Annotated in this window: 16 protein-coding genes; 1 reads left to right on the forward strand and 15 read right to left on the reverse strand. The window is 66.1% G+C overall.

The genetic code is table 11. The features are described 5' to 3' along the window. Positions 1 to 132: 132 nt before the first annotated feature. Positions 133 to 1,308, forward strand: coding sequence for a lipase family protein (locus H292_RS0106790; RefSeq protein ID WP_231383780.1), 1,176 nt, complete (start codon positions 133 to 135; stop codon positions 1,306 to 1,308). A 159-nt stretch (positions 1,309 to 1,467) separates the two neighbouring features. Here the strand turns inward: H292_RS0106790 and H292_RS0106795 are convergent, their stop codons facing one another. The 15 genes from H292_RS0106795 to ftsH form a co-directional block, all read right to left on the reverse strand. Continuing rightward, positions 1,468 to 4,008 carry an ATP-dependent Clp protease ATP-binding subunit gene (locus H292_RS0106795; RefSeq protein WP_019663068.1) on the reverse strand — a complete coding sequence of 847 codons (2,541 nt, stop codon included), beginning with the start codon at positions 4,006 to 4,008 and terminating at the stop codon, positions 1,468 to 1,470. Between the two features lie 294 nt (positions 4,009 to 4,302). Then, positions 4,303 to 5,853 carry a lysine--tRNA ligase gene (gene lysS / locus H292_RS0106800; RefSeq protein WP_019663067.1) on the reverse strand — a complete coding sequence of 517 codons (1,551 nt, stop codon included), beginning with the start codon at positions 5,851 to 5,853 and terminating at the stop codon, positions 4,303 to 4,305. Positions 5,854 to 5,892: 39 nt separating this feature from the next. Further along, complete coding sequence (locus tag H292_RS0106805; protein WP_019663066.1) at positions 5,893 to 6,321, reverse strand: rhodanese-like domain-containing protein; 429 nt, start codon at positions 6,319 to 6,321, stop codon at positions 5,893 to 5,895. After that, the gene (locus H292_RS0106810; RefSeq protein ID WP_094627817.1) at positions 6,318 to 6,953 is read right to left on the reverse strand and encodes a cysteine dioxygenase; all 636 of its coding nucleotides are present in this window, start codon (positions 6,951 to 6,953) and stop codon (positions 6,318 to 6,320) included. Before H292_RS0106810 ends, H292_RS0106805 begins: the two co-directional genes overlap by 4 nt. A 114-nt stretch (positions 6,954 to 7,067) precedes the next feature. Continuing rightward, positions 7,068 to 7,868: a type III pantothenate kinase gene (locus H292_RS0106815; protein WP_020110916.1), complete on the reverse strand. Its 801-nt coding sequence runs from the start codon at positions 7,866 to 7,868 to the stop codon at positions 7,068 to 7,070. A 2-nt stretch (positions 7,869 to 7,870) separates the two neighbouring features. Further along, entirely contained in the window at positions 7,871 to 8,302 is a 432-nt protein-coding gene (gene panD, locus H292_RS0106820; RefSeq protein WP_019663063.1) for an aspartate 1-decarboxylase, read from the reverse strand. 4 nt (positions 8,303 to 8,306) lie between these two features. Further along, complete coding sequence (panC, locus tag H292_RS0106825; RefSeq protein ID WP_020110917.1) at positions 8,307 to 9,236, reverse strand: pantoate--beta-alanine ligase; 930 nt, start codon at positions 9,234 to 9,236, stop codon at positions 8,307 to 8,309. Further along, positions 9,233 to 10,147, reverse strand: coding sequence for a Rossmann-like and DUF2520 domain-containing protein (locus H292_RS0106830; protein WP_019663061.1), 915 nt, complete (start codon positions 10,145 to 10,147; stop codon positions 9,233 to 9,235). The genes panC and H292_RS0106830 overlap by 4 nt, the downstream gene beginning before the upstream one ends. Before the next feature lie 123 nt (positions 10,148 to 10,270). Then, positions 10,271 to 11,515 carry a DUF6779 domain-containing protein gene (locus tag H292_RS27675; RefSeq protein ID WP_020110918.1) on the reverse strand — a complete coding sequence of 415 codons (1,245 nt, stop codon included), beginning with the start codon at positions 11,513 to 11,515 and terminating at the stop codon, positions 10,271 to 10,273. 104 nt (positions 11,516 to 11,619) lie between these two features. Continuing rightward, on the reverse strand, positions 11,620 to 12,084 hold the full coding sequence (locus H292_RS0106840) for a DUF3180 domain-containing protein (protein WP_179275297.1): 465 nt from the start codon (positions 12,082 to 12,084) through the stop codon (positions 11,620 to 11,622). A 19-nt stretch (positions 12,085 to 12,103) separates the two neighbouring features. After that, positions 12,104 to 12,640 (reverse strand): 2-amino-4-hydroxy-6-hydroxymethyldihydropteridine diphosphokinase, encoded by a 537-nt coding sequence (folK, locus tag H292_RS0106845; RefSeq protein WP_019663058.1) that lies wholly within the window; start codon positions 12,638 to 12,640, stop codon positions 12,104 to 12,106. Then, positions 12,637 to 12,999: a dihydroneopterin aldolase gene (folB, locus tag H292_RS0106850; RefSeq protein WP_026347421.1), complete on the reverse strand. Its 363-nt coding sequence runs from the start codon at positions 12,997 to 12,999 to the stop codon at positions 12,637 to 12,639. The genes folK and folB overlap by 4 nt, the downstream gene beginning before the upstream one ends. A gap of 14 nt (positions 13,000 to 13,013) precedes the next feature. Further along, entirely contained in the window at positions 13,014 to 13,856 is an 843-nt protein-coding gene (gene folP, locus H292_RS0106855; protein ID WP_027498657.1) for a dihydropteroate synthase, read from the reverse strand. After that, positions 13,853 to 14,479 carry a GTP cyclohydrolase I FolE gene (gene folE / locus H292_RS0106860; protein WP_019663055.1) on the reverse strand — a complete coding sequence of 209 codons (627 nt, stop codon included), beginning with the start codon at positions 14,477 to 14,479 and terminating at the stop codon, positions 13,853 to 13,855. Before folE ends, folP begins: the two co-directional genes overlap by 4 nt. A gap of 103 nt (positions 14,480 to 14,582) precedes the next feature. Further along, positions 14,583 to 17,480: an ATP-dependent zinc metalloprotease FtsH gene (gene ftsH, locus H292_RS26865; RefSeq protein ID WP_051127732.1), complete on the reverse strand. Its 2,898-nt coding sequence runs from the start codon at positions 17,478 to 17,480 to the stop codon at positions 14,583 to 14,585. Positions 17,481 to 17,709 lie beyond the last annotated feature (229 nt).

Consider the following 17,709-nt stretch of genomic DNA (forward strand, 5'->3'; position numbering starts at 1 on the left):
CGTCAGTCAAGCGCATCGCCCGCACACTGCGCCTCACCTGTTGGGTGCGAAGTTCTGCCGCCCCCTCTCGCTCGCAAGAGTGGGCGCGTCGTTGGCCTGCGACCCCGGTCTGTCCGCACTACGGTGACGGCTGTGACTCGAATCCGGTGCACGGTGCTCATCGCCCTCGTCGTGGCCTCGTTGGGAGCGGCACCTGCTCAGGCCGATCCGCTCACCGACTTCTACTCCGCACCCGTACCCGACATCGCCGCGCGAGCAGACGGCGATGTCGTGCGATCGATCCGCGTCGGACCACCTCTCGGCGACGGACTCGGGCTGGACATCGACCGAATTCTTTACCGCACCACGAACACTCAGGGCGACCCGACGGTAGTCTCCGGCTACACGATGACACCGACCGCACCCTGGCCGGGGCCAGGCCCGAGGCCCGTCATCGCCTACGCCCCGGGAACATCCGGGATGGCCGACCGATGCGCCGGTTCGGCAGTGCTGGGAACCGTCGGGTCTTCCCCCGCTGTCCTACCACTCCTCCTCGCCGGATACTCCGTCGCCGCCACCGACTACGTGGGCCTCGGAACCCCGGGCGGGCACACCTACCTCGAACGAGTCGACGCAGCTCACGCCCTGCTCGACGTCGCACGCGTCGGCGCCGGGGACTCGGACGCACCTGTCGTCCTGTTCGGCTACTCCGAAGGCGGCCACGCCGCGGGGGCCGCGGCAGAACTGGCGGCGTCGTACGCACCGGAACTCGACGTCCGCGGCTCGTACATCGGCGCGCCACCGGCCGATCCGACGCTCAACATCGACAACCTCGACAACACGCCGCTTGCTCCTGCACTGCTCTACGCTGTCGGCGGGCTGATCAACGCGCACCCTGACGACGCCGAACGACTTCGCTCACAATTCAATTCGAACGGTCAGGCCCTGCTCGACGAGTCACAGAACTGGTGCTCGACCGATATAGCCGCCAACCGGCTCCTGCGATCGACCGACCTCACCTCCGACGGCCGATCCCTCGCAGCACGGCTCGCCGAGGAGCCCGCGGCATCGCTGATGCGCGCGAACACCGTCGGATACGGAGTGCCGAGCGCCCCGGTTCTTCTGTCGCAATCCGTCGCCGACGACACCGTGCAGATCCAGCAGAGCCGGACACTCCGAGATCGCTGGACAGCAGCCGGATTCACCGACCTCACCTACATCGAGTACCCGATCCCCCGCGTCCCGGTTCCCGGCGTCAACCACGCCCCCGGTGGATTGATCGCCTATGGCGACGTCATGCCCTGGATTGCGGGCCTCCTCGCGCGCTGATCCCGGCCCACCCCCGGCCCAGCCCGGCCCACCCCCGGCATCGATGCCGGCTGCCCGACGTGATCACACCCCCGGCGAGGCAGGCAGCTGAACACCCCTACGCAGCAGAGCGGGCCGCACCCCGTGAGGGATGCGGCCCGCTGTGGTGGAACTACCCGACTACTCGCTGTCGCTGTCGCCAGCGGCCTTGGCCAGGTCGACCGGAACCTCGTCGGGAACGGTGATGGCCTTCTTCTCGCCGCGGAACGTGAACTTCGCGTCCTCGCCTGCGCCTTCGCCGTCCCAGTTCTCGACGTCGACCAGGACGATCTGTCCGGGCTCGATCTCGCCGAAGAGGATCTTCTCCGACAGCTGATCCTCGATCTCGCGCTGGATGGTGCGACGCAGCGGCCGCGCACCCAGAACCGGATCGAATCCACGCTTGGCGAGGAGGGACTTCGCCTTCTCGGTGACCTCGATGGCCATGTCCTTGTTCTTCAGCGCACCCTCGACGCGGTTGAGCATGAGATCGACCATCTGGATGATCTCGTCCTGGGTGAGCTGGTGGAACACGACGATGTCGTCGATACGGTTCAGGAACTCCGGGCGGAAGTGCTTCTTCAGCTCGTCGTTGACCTTCAGCTTCATGCGCTCGTAGTTCGAGCCGGTGCCTTCACCTGAGGAGAAGCCGAGACCGACTGCCTTCGAGATGTCCGAGGTACCGAGGTTCGAGGTGAAGATGAGCACGGTGTTCTTGAAGTCGACCGTGCGTCCCTGGCCGTCGGTGAGACGGCCGTCTTCGAGCACCTGCAGGAGGGTGTTGTAGATCTCCTGGTGTGCCTTCTCGATCTCGTCGAACAGCACGACGGAGAACGGCTTGCGGCGGACCTTCTCGGTGAGCTGGCCGCCCTCTTCGTATCCGACGTATCCGGGAGGAGCACCGAACAGACGCGACGCGGTGAAGCGGTCGTGGAACTCGCCCATGTCGATCTGGATGAGCGCGTCGTCCTCGCCGAACAGGAAGTTCGCCAGTGCCTTGGACAGCTCGGTCTTACCGACACCGGACGGGCCGGCGAAGATGAACGAGCCGGACGGACGCTTGGGGTCCTTCAGACCCGCACGCGTACGGCGGATGGCCTTGGAGACGGCCTTGACGGCCTCGACCTGCCCGATGATCCGCTTGTGCAGCTCGTCCTCCATACGGAGCAGACGGGTGGTCTCCTCCTCGGTGAGCTTGAAGACGGGGATACCGGTCCAGTTTCCGAGGACCTCGGCGATCTGCTCGTCGTCGACCTCGGCGATGACGTCGAGGTCACCGGAACGCCACTGCTTCTCGCGCTCGGCACGCTGCTGAACCAGCTGCTTTTCCTTGTCGCGCAGGTTCGCGGCCTTCTCGAAGTCCTGCGCGTCGATCGCGGATTCCTTTTCGCGACGCGCGTCGGCGATCTTGTCGTCGAACTCGCGCAGGTCCGGCGGCGCGGTCATCCGGCGGATGCGCATCCGCGCGCCCGCTTCGTCGATGAGGTCGATTGCCTTGTCCGGCAGGAATCGGTCGTTGATGTACCGGTCCGCCAGAGTTGCTGCCGCGACGAGTGCACCGTCGGTGATCGAGACACGGTGGTGTGCCTCGTAACGATCGCGCAGACCCTTGAGAATCTCGATGGTGTGCTCGACGGTGGGCTCGCCGACCTGGACGGGCTGGAACCGCCGCTCGAGAGCAGCGTCCTTCTCGATGTACTTGCGGTACTCGTCGAGGGTGGTTGCACCGATGGTCTGCAGCTCGCCACGAGCAAGCTTGGGCTTGAGGATGGAGGCCGCGTCGATAGCGCCCTCGGCGGCACCTGCGCCGACGAGCGTGTGCAGCTCGTCTATGAACAGGATGATGTCGCCGCGAGTGTTGATCTCCTTGAGAACCTTCTTCAGGCGCTCCTCGAAGTCACCGCGGTAACGGCTGCCTGCAACCAGCGACCCGAGGTCGAGGGTGTAGAGCTGCTTGTCCTTCAAGGTCTCGGGGACCTCGCCGTTGACGATGGCCTGCGCGAGCCCCTCGACGACAGCGGTCTTACCGACACCGGGCTCACCGATCAGAACGGGGTTGTTCTTGGTACGGCGGCTCAGGACCTGCATGACGCGCTCGATTTCCTTCGCGCGGCCGATGACCGGGTCGAGCTTGCCTTCGAGTGCAGCCTGAGTCAGGTTGCGACCGAACTGGTCGAGCACCAGCGACGTGGACGGCGTACCGGCCTCGCCGCGGCTGCTGCCGGACTCCGACGGCTCCTTGCCCTGGTAGCCGGACAGTAGCTGGATGACCTGCTGACGCACGCGGTTGAGGTCGGCACCGAGCTTGACCAGAACCTGGGCGGCGACGCCTTCACCCTCGCGGATCAGCCCGAGCAGAATGTGCTCGGTACCGATGTAGTTGTGACCGAGCTGCAGAGCCTCACGCAGGCTGAGCTCGAGGACTTTCTTGGCGCGCGGGGTGAACGGAATATGACCGGACGGAGCCTGCTGGCCCTGACCGATGATTTCCTCGACCTGGCTGCGGACTCCTTCAAGGGAGATACCCAACGACTCCAGAGACTTCGCCGCTACGCCCTCACCCTCGTGGATGAGCCCGAGCAAGATGTGCTCCGTGCCGATGTAGTTGTGGTTGAGCATCCGGGCTTCTTCTTGAGCCAGGACGACAACACGCCGCGCGCGATCGGTGAACCTCTCGAACATCGCTCTCCCTCACTTCTCGGTGGGAGGTAGCACTTCCCACCAGGTCTTCTAGCACCACAGTATCCAGTACACGGGGTCGCTCGGCATCGGAGGCGCTCGACGACGACAACTACGACGTCTACGCCTCCAGCCTCACTGTAGTTGGCCGGTCGTTCACTCGCCGACCCTCGGCCCCCTCGGATCAACGCTCGGCGTTGCTGTGGGTGACTGAAGTGCCTGCTTACAGTTCTTAACGCGGGCCGATGCGTATTCGTTTCCGATTATCTGTCCGCTGCTGGCGAACAGCCGAGGGACTCAGCCCTGCGGTTTCACGATGGGAAACAGGATGGTCTCCCGAATGCCGAGGCCGGTCAGCGCCATCAGGAGCCGGTCGATTCCCATGCCCGTGCCCGTGGTGGGCGGCATGCCCTGCTCCATCGCCGCCAGGAAGTCCTCGTCGAGCACCATCGCCTCGTCGTCGCCGGCGGCAGCCTGACGGGCCTGATCCTCGAAACGCTCACGCTGGATCACCGGGTCGACGAGCTCGGAGTACCCCGTGGCCAGTTCGAAGCCGCGGACGTAGAGATCCCACTTCTCGGTGACGCCCGGCTTGCTGCGATGCTGGCGAGTCAGCGGCGACGTCTCCACCGGGAAGTCACGAACGAACGTGGGCGCGGACAGGCCGTCGCCGACCTGGTGCTCCCACAGTTCCTCGACGAGCTTCCCGTGGCCGTAGATGGGCTTGCCGTCCTTGCGAGGAACCTCGAGCCCGACCTTCTCGGCGAGCGCGAGCAGCTCGTCGACAGTCGTATCCGGGGTGACGGTGACTCCGATGGACTCCGAGAGCGACGGGTACATCTCGAGCGTCGTCCACTCACCACTCAAGTCGTACGTGGTGCCGTCGGGGAGCAGCACGATCTGTGTGCCGAGGGCGGCCTGCGCGACTTCCTGGATCAACTCACGCGTCATCCGTGCGGAATCGTCGTACGTCCCGTACGCCTCGTACGTCTCGAGCATCGCGAACTCCGGTGAGTGCGACGAATCCGCGCCTTCGTTACGGAAGTTGCGGTTGATCTCGAAGACCTTCTCGATACCGCCGACGACGCAGCGCTTCAGAAACAGCTCCGGCGCGATCCTCAGGTACAGGTCCGCGTCCAGCGCATTGGAGTGCGTGACGAACGGGCGTGCAGCCGCGCCGCCGTGCAGCGTCTGCAGCATGGGCGTCTCGACCTCGAGAAAGCCGCGGCGCTCGAGTGCAGTGCGAAGCTCACGCACGACGGCGATGCGCTTGCGCGCGACCTCACGAGCCTCGGGGCGAGTGATCAAATCCAGGTAACGCTGACGGATGCGCGTTTCCTCGTTCAATTCCTTGTGCGCAACCGGCAACGGACGCAATGCCTTCGACGCGATCTGCCACTTGTCGGCCATGACGCTGAGCTCGCCGCGGCGACTCGAGATGACCTCGCCGTGCACGAACACGAAGTCACCGAGGTCGACGTCCGACTTCCACGCTGCCAGCGCGTCCTCCCCGACTCCGGCGAGGCTGATCATCGCCTGGAGCTGGGTGCCGTCGCCCTCCTGCAGCGTCGCGAAACAGAGCTTTCCTGTGTTGCGGACGAAGATGACGCGTCCGGCGACGCCGACGAGCTCACCCGTAGCGGTATCGGCATCGAGGCTCGGGAACTGCTCCCTGATCTCCAGCAGCGAATGCGTGCGGTCCACGGACACGGGATACGCCTCTTGCCCCTGCTCGAGCAGACGGTCCCGCTTGGCACGACGAATCCGAAGCTGTTCCGGAGTGTCCGACAGCTCTTGGGCGTCCGACGATTCTGGAACGGCGGCGGTGGGGGAAGCTGCGTCAGTCACGGAAGCACACTTTATCCGGCGCGTGCGACAAAGACAGAATCAGTGCGCCGTGACGGCTTCTGCTTCACGGACGCAGTGCCGCGCCTTCGTCAGAACACCGAGCAGTCCAGCGGACTTGAGCGCTTGGTAGCCACCGACGAGGTCGGTCGCCTTGTGCAACCCCAACTCCTGCAGCGACGCTGCAGCCAGGGAGGACGTGTACCCCTCGGAGCAGATCACGATCCACTCGACGTCGTGATCCACCGCCGCGACCAACCGAGCGTCGCTGGTGGGATCCAGACGCCACTCGAGCACGTTGCGTTCGATGGCCAGCGCGCCGGGCAGCGTCCCTTCGACGGCCCGTTGGGCCTGCGGACGGATGTCGACGACGATCGCGCCGCGTTCGACGGCGTCACGCAGTTCGAAGACGGTCATCCGGTCGATTCGAGTCCGTGCTTCGTCGAGCATCTGGACGACGGTCTTGCTCATTTCGAAGGTCCTTCGGGCTCATCGGTCAGCTCGGTGCGGGTTCGTCGGAGTGCCGACTTGTCGGTCACTTCGTAGTAGGACATCGCGGTCAGCGGCGGTGAATAGGCGTGGACACTCAGTGTCGGGTGAGGAGTCGTCGGGTCACTCCGCAGGCTCCGCTCCTGCCCAGTGATCGGGTCACTCCGCAGGCTCCGCTCCTGCCCGGTGATCGATGCGGGTGCCCGCATGACGTCGTGTACCCATCCGAGCGGGAAGGACGCCTGATCCCCGGCGTCGAGTCGACGACGCTTCAGTCCGTCTCCCGCCCAACGGTATTCGACGAGCGATCCGCTCAACACGGTGAGTGCACCGAGCGATCCGGCGTGATCGTGCAGCTCGGTGGAGCGGTCCGGTACCCAGCTGATCAGCCAGACATCCAGGTCGTCGTCGGCGTGCAACCGCGTCGACCAGCGCTCACCGGTGGGCCAGTTGCCACCGGCGGGCAGCAGGTGGTCGAAGCGTCCTTCGAGGACGTCGGACGCACCCTGATCGGTGATCCGCAGCAGGTCGTGAGGCCGCAACCGAGTCGGAAGCGTCAGATTGGGCGCAGAAGTGGACGACAGAGATCCAGAAAAGACAGGTGTGGAAAGCATGGAAACTTCTCCAGGATAGGTAATTGAATGAGGCAGCGGTCAGCCTCGACAACACTCCTGGGGTCCCATGCACATCATCACGACGACGATTCTTACACAACCGTTCCAGTTGCGCTAGCGGGTCCGTCTTTTCGCCAGGTTTCGCTCGAACACCAGACGCAGGCCCTCGAGCGTCAGATCCGGCTCGTGGTGCTCGACGGACGCACTTTCCGCCATGATGAGCGGCGCACTCTCACCCGTCCCGATGACGGCGACGTCCTTGCCCCCGAACTCCGGCAGTTCGCGCCGGACCCGATTCACCAGGCCGTCGACCAGGCCCGCGAACCCGAAGACCGCCCCGGCCTGCATGCACTCGACGGTGTTCTTGCCGACGACGGAACGCGGTCGCAGCAATTCCACCTCACGCAACGCCGCGGAACGTGACGACATCGCCGCCGTCGAGATCTCCAGGCCCGGTGCGATGGCGCCGCCGAGGAACTCACCCTTGGCCGAGACCACGTCGACGCACGTCGTGGTGCCGAAATCCACCACGATGCAGGCACTCCCGTACAAATCATGCGCGGCAAGCGTGTTCACGATGCGGTCCGCACCCACCTCCTTGGGATTGTCGACCAGCAACGGAACTCCCGTGCGCACACCGGGTTCCACCACCACGTGCGGCACATGCTTCCAGTATCGGGCCAGCATCGTGCGCGTCTCACGCAGCACCGAGGGCACGGTCGACAACGCCGACACTCCCGTGATCTGCCCGGCATCGGGCCCGATCAGCCCACGAAGCATCAACGCCAGCTCGTCGGCGGTGACGTTGGGGTCGGTCCGCACCCGCCAGTCTCGGTGCAGCGTCGCGTGATCACCACTTCCGCTGAACAATCCGAGCGTCGTCGAGGTATTGCGAACGTCGACTGCGAGCAGCACAGCTAGACCAGCACGGAGTCGGCGCGCAGCGTGCGTGGAGTGATCAGACCGGACCCCTCGGGCGCGTGGGCAGGATCGGAGCCCAACTCCACCGGAGCGTTCTTGTCGTCGACGAACACCACTCGCGGCGCGTAGTCCTTGCACTCCTGCTCGTTCATCACTCCATAGGCGATCAGAATGACCAGATCACCGGGGTTGACGAGATGAGCTGCCGCACCGTTGATTCCGATGACGCCACTGCCCCGCTCACCGGTGATCACATACGTCTCGAGGCGCGCACCGTTGTCGATGTCGACGATGGTGACCTGCTCCCCTTCCAGCAGATCGGCAGCCTCCATCAGATCCAGATCCACCGTGACCGAGCCAACGTAGTGCAGGTCGGCATGCGTGACGGTGGCGCGGTGGATCTTGGACTTCATCATTGTGCGAAACATGTTGTCACCCTTCAGCTTTGATAAATTCGTTCGCCTGCGCAGGCTCCACTCCTGCTTCGAGGAAGCCGGTGCCCACGGCCACCCCGACGTTGTCGATGAGGCGGGTGGTTCCGATTCTGGCGGCGACGAGGAGTCGCCCGTCTCCTCGTTCCGGGGCCGGCCCGAGGTCCACGCCGCGGACCTCGAGGTAGTCCACGTCGACCCCGGGGACCGAGTCCAGCACACCCCGCGCGGTCGACAGGATCGCCGACACACCACCTGCCGCTGCGTGCGCTCCGGCTACCAGAGCGGCCGAGAGAACCATCGCGGCGTCTCGCTGCGCGGAGTCGAGGTACCGATTGCGGGAGGACAGTGCGAGCCCGTCCTGCTCGCGGACCGTCGGCACGCCGTAGATCTTGACGTCGAAGTTCAGATCGCGAACCATCTGACGGATCAGAGTGAGCTGCTGATAGTCCTTCTCGCCGAAGTACGCCGCGTGCGGCGACGCGATCTGCAGCAACTTCGCGACCACGGTGAGCATGCCCGCGAAATGTGTGGGCCGGGAAGCGCCTTCCAGCTCCGCCCCGAGCGGGCCTGGATGCACGGTGGTGCGCGGACCGGCCGGGTACATGTCCGACGCGGAGGGCGCGAACACCAGCTCGACCCCTTCCCCACGAAGCAGTTCGACGTCGGCGTCGAGCGTGCGCGGGTAGGCGTCCAGGTCCTCCCCTGCCCCGAACTGCAGAGGATTGACGAAGATCGACACGATGACGACAGCTCCGGTGAGCTTGGCCTGCCGGACGAGGTGGATGTGACCTGCGTGCAACGCACCCATCGTCGGCACGAGAGACACAGTTTTGCCCACTGCGCGAAGAGCTTTGGACACCGAGGTGATCACGGCGGGATCGTGGTGGACCGTGAGTTCCCCGGCCTTGTAGCTACCTGCCAGTGTCATCGTTCGCCTTCCAGAAACTCGACCAGTGGCGCGGGTGCGCCGATTCTCTGCGCGGACCGCAGCGACAGGGCTCGGTACCCTTCGGCAATCCGCGGGTCCACCTCCCGCAGCACACTCAGATGTTTCTGCACTGCGCTCAGATCCCCGCGGGCGACCGGCCCCGTCAACGCAGACTGTCCACGTCGAAGCGCATTCTCGAGCGCAGCATTCAGCAACGGCGCAAGAACACGCTGCGGCACACCGGGTTCGGTGTCCATGCCGGGAAATCCCGGGCCGTCGAGAGCAACGTGCAGAGCCTCGACGGCGTCGGCGACGAGGGTGACGAGATGATTGGATCCGTGCGCCAGAGCGGCGTGATACAGCGCTCGCTCCGTCTCCGCGACGTGCACCGGTTCTCCGCCCAGTTCGAGCACGAGCGCCTGCGCGACGGCGTAACCGATCTCGTCGGCCGCAGTGATGCCGAAACACGCCGAGGCCAGTCGATCCGTGTCCTCGGCGAGTCCGGAAAAGGTCATCGCCGGATGGATCGCCAGCGGCACGGCACCCCGAGCGGACAGCGGCGACAGAATGCCCACACCGTTGGCGCCGGAAGTGTGCACGACGAGCTTGCCCGGCGCCACGACGCCCGTTGCCGCCAGACCCGTTGCAAGCGAGGCGAGTTCGGAATCGGGGACCGCGAGGATCAGCAACTCGGCGCGGGTGGCGACCTCGTCGACCGGCAGTATCTGCGTGTCCGGAAGGCGTGTGCGCGCACGATGCACCGAATCCTCGGACACGGCAGAGCAGGCGACGACGACGTGTCCGACGCGCTCGAGAGCTTCGCCGAGAGCTGTGCCGACGCGACCTGCCGACACGATGCCGACCGCCAAACGCGCAGGTGCGGGATCAGCAGTGAACTCGGATGAGGTCACCGATTACTTCCTCTCGTTCGTTCCAGTCCCGCTCGGCGGGTACCAGACGTCCTGTCCAAGAGAATAGCCTCACAAGGCAGGCACCGGCCACGGCGCATCAACGTGATCTAGTTCACGATCGCGTCAGTCGGCGCGACGACGGTGCCTGCGTTCGGTGGGCTCACCGGAACCCGACTGCAGTCCTGCCATGATCTCCGCGACGGAACGACCGTTGGAGTGCGCTCCGGCGGTGTCCCCGTCCTCGGGTTCCGCCCGGCGCCGACGCCGTGACCGCGGCTCGGGATCCGGAAGATCCCAATGTTGGGACGGGCTCTCGGGCTCGGGATCCTGCCGAACCTCGGGCTGCGGCTCGGGCTCGGAATGCTGCCGAACCTCGGGCTGGGGCTCGGGCTCGGGCTGCGACTGTGGCTCGGGAACGACCTCGGCCGGCGAGTCGTGCACCACGTCTGCGTACTCGGCTTCGACTGGTACTTCGGGGGATGGCTCCGGGTACGCCGACGGCGCAGCGGAGGCGCGGGGAGGCGTCGGGACCCGTCGGCCACCGCCGGGAGCCCGCGCGTCACCTCGCCGAGGCTGTACCGGGCTTCCACCACCGGCAGTTCCACCACCGGCAGTTCCATCGCCGGACGCCTGGGGCGCGGGAGCCTGGGAGGTGGGAGCGTGCGTGTAGCCGAGGGGGACCTCGCTGCCGATCGGCACGTCGGGGTAGAGCACCGACGTTTCCGCGGTCACTGGTTCGTCGTACGGGTTGGCGATTCCTTGAACCGGCGAGACCGGGGCGCTCGGCCGCTGGCCTCGCGGATCCCTGAGCGCCGAGTCGGGCTCGTTGGCACCGGTACGCCCGGGGATGTACAACCCCGACGGCGCTGGTTGGTACCCGTCGTAATTGCGGCCTCCGCCGAGCTCGGCCACCCGCGTCGCCTCGGCGCGGAGGGCTACCCGCTCGGTGGGGAGATTGCCGTCGAACAACATCTGCAGGTTCTCCCGCAGGTGCGCGAGTTCCGCCCGCAGGGCCGCGACCTCACTGGTCTCGAGCTGCACTTCGCTGCGCACACGCGCCTCGACACCCAGCTCGTACTCACGCCGGGCGGAGATCTCCCGCGCGAGTTGCAGCTCGTACACCGTTTGCAGGTCCTTGGCCTTCGTCTGATCCGCCGCGGCCTCGCGTCGATACTTCGTCATCGCGAACGCGCCCACGATCGCCGCCCACAACGCGGAGACGAGGCCCACCCGCAACCATTGGACGTTCTCGCTGAACAGCAGCAGCACACTCGCCGCGACTCCGAAGACGACCAACGCGGCTATGAACAATTGGCTCGCACTGCGCCGCGAACGGCGTGCGGCCTTTGCGCGAGTCGGTTCGGTCATGGCAACCAGGGTAGCTGGCAAATCGCCACGAACCGGTCAACCTCGGTTGTGGATCGCCACAGCGCCTGCTGGGTGGTTCGGCCACGTGACGGGACCCGCGCGAGTCAGCGCGGATCGTCTCCGCGATCCTCCGGTGTGCGACAGCACTGTTCGAGCCACAGCGCGGCACCGACGAGAGCGAGACCGGCAAGCAGCCCGACGATGGCTCCCGGCCTGTCGGCGGCCGCGGCTCGCACGGTCGACGCCTGGGGCAGGATGTGAACGAGAAAACCGGCCCAGATACCCGTCACGGCCGACCCCACCAGCGCCGACGCTTTCGCCAGGGCCAGGGCCCGAGCGGCCGTGATGGGGTGGACGTGGCGTGGTCCGTCGCCGATCCGGCTGGTCCCCACTCGCGACCGCAGCACGAACGCGAAGATCAGCTCACCGATGGCGATCGGGTACAGCGATGCGCCGACGAGCACCGACATCGGCGGAAGCATCCCGTAGAACGACCTGACCAGCAGCCACATCGCGACGGCTGCGAACAGCGCGATGGAGACGAGGTCTCGTACCCGTGTCGGTTTCATCTCGGTCATCCGCGCGCGTCTACTCTCGACGCTCTTCTGCGGAGACGGGTGTCATGTCGGTCGCCCGGACGCCACTGCGTTCCTCGGCGCTCAACGTCGCGAGCCAGTCGTCGACGCGCCTGGCGTCCGTGCCGACCGCGAGGGTGGCGTCGGGCTCCACGTCGAGCCACGGGAGCAGGACGAACGCGCGCTCGTGGGCACGGGGATGCGGCAGCAACAACTGCGGATCGGTTCCGACGACGTCCTGGCCGGCATCCGATCGGCACACCACGATGTCCACGTCGAGGCTGCGAGGGCCCCACCGCACCTCACGAACCCGCTCGGCGTTCGCTTCGCGTTCCCTGGCGAACTCCAGCCACTCGTACGGTCCGCGCTCCGGGTCGTCGGCGACGACGATCGCGTTCAGAAAATCCTGCTGTTCGATGCCACCCCACGGCGCTGACACGTAGACCTTCGACACCGCTCGCACTCGCGGTCCGAGATCGTCGGTGACGGACCGCAGGTGTGCGAGCGAATCACCGACGTTGCTGCCGATCGACAGTACGACCTGCGTCATGAGCGCACTCGGTGGGCGACGACGGCGACATCGACGAATTCCAGAGGAATCGGAGCCGACGGCTTGTGCAATACCACTTCGACGGCGTCGACCCGGGTATCGGTCATGACCGAATCTGCGATCTCGGCGGCAACCGTTTCGATCAGGTCCCGGGGCGGGCCCGCCACGATGGCGGCGGCGGCCTCGGCCAGTTCGCCGTAATGCAACGTTGCCGTCAGGTCGTCGGACGCGGCAGCCGGCTTCAGATCCATCCAGACGGTGATGTCCACGACGAAGTCCTGGCCGTCGCGCTTCTCGAAGTCGAAGACTCCGTGGTGTCCGCGAACCTTCAACCCGCGCAACTCGATTCGGTCGCTCACCCGATGCTCGCCCTTCATGCGCTTGCCTCCCATGCGTCGACGACGGCCACCGCGTCCAGCGTGGAGCGGGCGTCGTGCACGCGTACGCCCCATGCCCCTGCTGCCACCGCGAGCGCCGATACGACGGCAGTCGCGACCTCACGGCCGGCCGGCGGGCGGTCGACGCCGTCCTGCGCCAACAGCGACCCGAGGAAGCGTTTGCGCGACGCCCCGATCAGGACGGGCATTCCCAATTCCACGAACGTGGGAATCGCGTGGAGCAGTTGCCAGTTGTGGTGGGCGTTCTTGGCGAAACCGAGGCCGGGATCCAACACGATGTTGGATCGGTCGACTCCGGCAGCGACAGCGCGATCCACCTGGTGAAGCAGCTCGCGTCGAACGTCCGCCACGACGTCGTCGTAGTGATCGGCCGCACCGGAGTGCGCATAGTTCTCCGAGCTCCGCCAGTGCATCAGGATCCACGGCACGCCTGCGTCCGCGACGACCGACGCCATGTCCGGGTCGGCCCGGCCACCGGACACGTCGTTGACGATGGTGACGCCTGCTTCGATCGCGGCGGCGGCAACCGATGCGCGCATCGTGTCGACGCTCGTCGGGATGCCCTGCTCACCGAGGGCGGCAATCACCGGCACCACTCGTCGGGCTTCGACCTCCGGATCGATGCGTTCCGCTCCCGGACGCGTCGATTCGCCACCGACGTCGACGATGTCCACACCCATGGCGTGCAGCTGAACACCGTGTGCGACGGCAGCATCGACGTCGAGATACCGACCACCGTCGGAGAACGAATCCGCCGTGACGTTGAGAACGCCCATCACCACATGGGCGCCGGGCCGAAACGGCCGAAAAGACCTCATTTCCGCAGAATCAGATCCAACGCCTCGGATCGAGACGCTGCACTCGACTGGAACAGTCCGCGGACGGCCGACGTGGTCGTACTGGCTCCTGGCTTGCGAATGCCGCGCATGGCCATGCACAGATGCTCCGCCTCGATCACGACGATGGCGCCGCGCGGGTCGAGCTTGCGCATCACGGCGTCGGCGATCTGGCTGGTCAGACGCTCCTGCACCTGCGGACGCTTGGCGTAGAGATCCACGACGCGGGCCAACTTGGACAGGCCGGTCACCTTGCCGCTCTTGCCGGGGATGTACCCGACGTGGGCGACGCCGTGGAACGAGACCAGGTGATGCTCGCACGTCGAGAACATCGGGATACCTCGCACCAGAACGAGTTCCTGATGGCCCTCGTCGAACGTCGTGTTCAGCACCGAATCCGGGTCCGTGTACAGCCCGCCGAACATCTCCTTGTACGCACGGGCCACGCGCGCCGGGGTGTCGAGCAGGCCGGCACGGTCAGGATCTTCTCCGACGGCGATCAGCAACTCACGGACCGCGGCCTCGGCACGCGGCTGGTCGAACGTGCGCCCTGTTGCAACTGCGACGAGGTTGTCCGGCGCAACCGGGGCGCCCTCATCGTCCATCCGCGTGACTGACACGTGTGCTCTTTCCTTCGGTCCACCCGCGGCTCACAACCGCAGGCCCACTCATTGCGCCGCGTAAGCCTATCGCCCGATCCCGACTGACCTAACTGTGCCCGCCGGGACCTTCCCACCGCTGCGTGCGAGGACCTTCGTCGCCGCCGTGCTCGGACTCCGGCGCATCGGAACGCTGGTTCTCCGGACGCGGTGCATCAGGACGCTGTTCGTTCGGACGCTGTTCGTTCGGACCCTGGGGCACGGGACCGCCGAGCGGCAATCCGCCCAGGGGATCCCACTGCGAACCGGCGGGGTCGCGGTACTGAGGAGACGGGCGCTGGTCGCCGTACTGACCCGACGCGGCCGAGCCTCCACCCTGGCCCGCCGAACCCTGACTGCCGGACGCGTCATCGGAATCCGGAGTGCCGGACCTGCCATCGTTACCTGGCTCGCGGTACTCCGGGGGCTGGTACTGAGGCGGACGGTACTGAGGAGACTGGTACGTCGGCGGCGCCTGGAACTGCGGACCCGATTCACCCGGGCGACCGCTGCCGGGACCGGAAGCGTCACGCGGGGGCCAGCCCGGTGCCGACCAGCCGGCAGGTGCGCCGTAATCCGGACGCGATCGCGGAGTCTCGGGGTTGCGGTAGCTGCCGCCACCGTTGTAAGCACCGCCACCGGTGTAGTTCCCGCCCGGATAGTTGCCGTTGCCCGGGTGGCTGCCCGTGGCGTCGGCACCACCGGAGTGCTGGCCTCCGCGCGATCCACCGTTGTATGGGGCACTGCCGTACGGTGTGCCGCCGTTCGCGGGACCACCGTTCGCGGGACCACCGTTCGCGGGACCACCGTTCGCAGGACCACCGTTCGCAGGACCACCGTTGACCGGGCCACCGTTGTGCTGGGAACCGTTGGCCGGGGCACCGTTGGTGTGCGCTCCCGGCCTGCCGCCGTTGTACCCGTCCTGACCGTTGTAGCCGTCCTGACCGGACTTGGTCAGCTGCGGGGAGCCTGCGTAGCTGGGCTGCGGGAACTGTTGCGGCGGAACGACCTTGGGCGCGATGGGCGGCGGAGGCCACGGCTCGCCGCGTTCGATCGCGAGCTCACCCGGCGTCTTCACCGGGGGCTTGTCCGACGGGATGCGCTCACCGAAGTCGTTGAACAGTGTGATCCGCGGCCGCTTGGTGACGCCGGTGAAGATCTTCTCGAGATCCTTGCGGGTCAGCGTCTCGCGCTCCAACAATTCGGTTGCGAGAGTGTCCAGCACGTCGCGGTACTCGTTGAGAATGGCCCACGCCTCGGTGTGCGCGGCTTCGATGAGCTTGCGCACCTCCTCGTCGATCTCGCGGGCGACCTCGTGCGAGAAGTCCGACTGCACACCCATCGAGCGGCCGAGGAACGGGTCGCCCTGTTCCTGCCCGTAGCGAACTGCTCCGAGCTTGCTGCTCATGCCGTACTCGGTCACCATCGCGCGAGCGATCTTGGTCGCCTGGTCGATGTCCGAGGATGCGCCTGTCGTCGGCTCGTGGAACACGAGCTCCTCGGCCGCGCGGCCACCCATCGCCATCACGAGCCGCGCGATCATTTCCGACCTGGTCATCAGGCCCTTGTCGTCCTCGGGGACGGTCATCGCGTGACCACCCGTCCGACCGCGGGCGAGGATGGTGACCTTGTAGACGGGCTCGATGTCCGGCATCGCCCACGCCGCGAGGGTGTGGCCACCCTCGTGGTACGCGGTGATCTTCTTCTCGTGCTCGCTGATGATCCGGCTCTTGCGGCGCGGCCCTCCGACCACGCGGTCGACGGATTCCTCCAGCGCGGCCTCGGTGATGACGGTGCCGTTCTCACGGGCCGTCAGCAGAGCGGCCTCGTTGATGACGTTGGCAAGGTCCGCGCCGGACATTCCGACGGTCCGCTTGGCGAGACCTTCCAGATCGGCGTCCTGAGCGACGGGCTTGCCGGCGGAATGCACCGCGAGGATCGCGCGTCGACCGGCCAGGTCCGGAGCACCGACCGGTATCTGGCGGTCGAAACGGCCTGGTCGCAGCAGCGCCGGGTCGAGGATGTCGGGCCGGTTGGTGGCGGCGATCAGAATGACGCCGGTGCGCTCGCCGAAGCCGTCCATCTCGACGAGAAGCTGGTTGAGGGTCTGCTCACGCTCGTCGTGGCCACCACCCATGCCTGCGCCACGCTGACGACCGACGGCGTCGATCTCGTCGACGAAGATGATGCACGGGCTGTTCTGCTTGGCCTGCTCGAACAGATCGCGGACACGGGAAGCGCCGACACCGACGAACATCTCGACGAAGTCCGAGCCGGAGATGGTGAAGAACGGAACGCCTGCTTCACCGGCGACGGCGCGTGCCAGCAGTGTCTTGCCGGTTCCGGGAGGGCCGTACAGCAGCACGCCACGCGGAATCTTCGCGCCGAGCGACTGGTAGCGAGCCGGGTTCTGCAGGAAATCCTTGATCTCGTACAGCTCTTCGACTGCCTCGTCGGCACCTGCGACGTCCTGGAACGTCGTTTTGGGCATGTCCTTGCTGAGTTGTTTGGCCTTCGACTTGCCGAAGCCCATGACGCCGCCGCGGCCACCGCCCTGCATGCGACTCATGATGAAGATGAAGACACCGAGCAGAATCAGCATCGGAAGAACGAACAGCAGCAGCGACGACACCCAGCTGTCCTGGCTGACGACGGTGTTGTAGCTTTCGAGGCCGTCCGCGCTGACCTTGTCGAAGATGGTCTGCGACGCCGAGTCCGGGTACTTCGCGATGATCTGCGTTTCGTTCTCGGTGGCGTCGTTGCCGTTCTTCAGGGTGAGGCGGACCTGCTGCTCGCGGTCGTCGATCTGGGCCTTCTCGACGTTGTTGTCGTCGAGCTGGGCGATGGCCACCGACGTGTCGACGGACTTCCAGTCCCTCGTGTCGTTTCCGAAGTAGCTGAAAGCGAAAATCGCCAGCAGTATCGCAAACACGATGGCCAGGTTCCGTATAACTGTCTTCCGATTCATACAGCTTCAGCCGAGACGGCCTCGTCCTTTCCAGTTCCAGTTACCGGGCCACTCTGCTGGTTCAGCTCGAGCACCGGATGCCCCAGGTTACCGCGAGCGGCCGCGGCGTACTCGTGGTGCGGTAACCCGGCGATACATCCCCCACGCCGTTCGCCCGACGGATGTATCACGATTCTCCCCCATCCAACGCGCATCACGCCTTTCCGGTTCCCCGTGCCGGTCACGAAAA

It is taken from the genome of Rhodococcus sp. 114MFTsu3.1 (assembly GCF_000383555.1).
Taxonomy (GTDB): domain Bacteria; phylum Actinomycetota; class Actinomycetes; order Mycobacteriales; family Mycobacteriaceae; genus Rhodococcoides; species Rhodococcoides fascians_E.

Bases quoted from the DNA above. Each gene is read 5' to 3' on its own strand.
- H292_RS0106795 (WP_019663068.1), bottom strand. From the start codon at position 4,008: ATGTTCGAGAGGTTCACCGATCGCGCGCGGCGTGTTGTCGTCCTGGCT.
- H292_RS0106805 (WP_019663066.1), bottom strand. From the start codon at position 6,321: ATGAGCAAGACCGTCGTCCAGATGCTCGACGAAGCACGGACTCGAATC.
- H292_RS0106810 (WP_094627817.1), bottom strand. From the start codon at position 6,953: ATGCTTTCCACACCTGTCTTTTCTGGATCTCTGTCGTCCACTTCTGCG.
- panD (WP_019663063.1), bottom strand. From the start codon at position 8,302: ATGTTTCGCACAATGATGAAGTCCAAGATCCACCGCGCCACCGTCACG.
- panC (WP_020110917.1), bottom strand. From the start codon at position 9,236: ATGACACTGGCAGGTAGCTACAAGGCCGGGGAACTCACGGTCCACCAC.
- H292_RS27675 (WP_020110918.1), bottom strand. From the start codon at position 11,515: ATGACCGAACCGACTCGCGCAAAGGCCGCACGCCGTTCGCGGCGCAGT.
- H292_RS0106840 (WP_179275297.1), bottom strand. From the start codon at position 12,084: ATGAAACCGACACGGGTACGAGACCTCGTCTCCATCGCGCTGTTCGCA.
- folK (WP_019663058.1), bottom strand. From the start codon at position 12,640: ATGACGCAGGTCGTACTGTCGATCGGCAGCAACGTCGGTGATTCGCTC.
- folP (WP_027498657.1), bottom strand. From the start codon at position 13,856: ATGAGGTCTTTTCGGCCGTTTCGGCCCGGCGCCCATGTGGTGATGGGC.
- folE (WP_019663055.1), bottom strand. From the start codon at position 14,479: ATGGACGATGAGGGCGCCCCGGTTGCGCCGGACAACCTCGTCGCAGTT.
- ftsH (WP_051127732.1), bottom strand. From the start codon at position 17,480: ATGAATCGGAAGACAGTTATACGGAACCTGGCCATCGTGTTTGCGATA.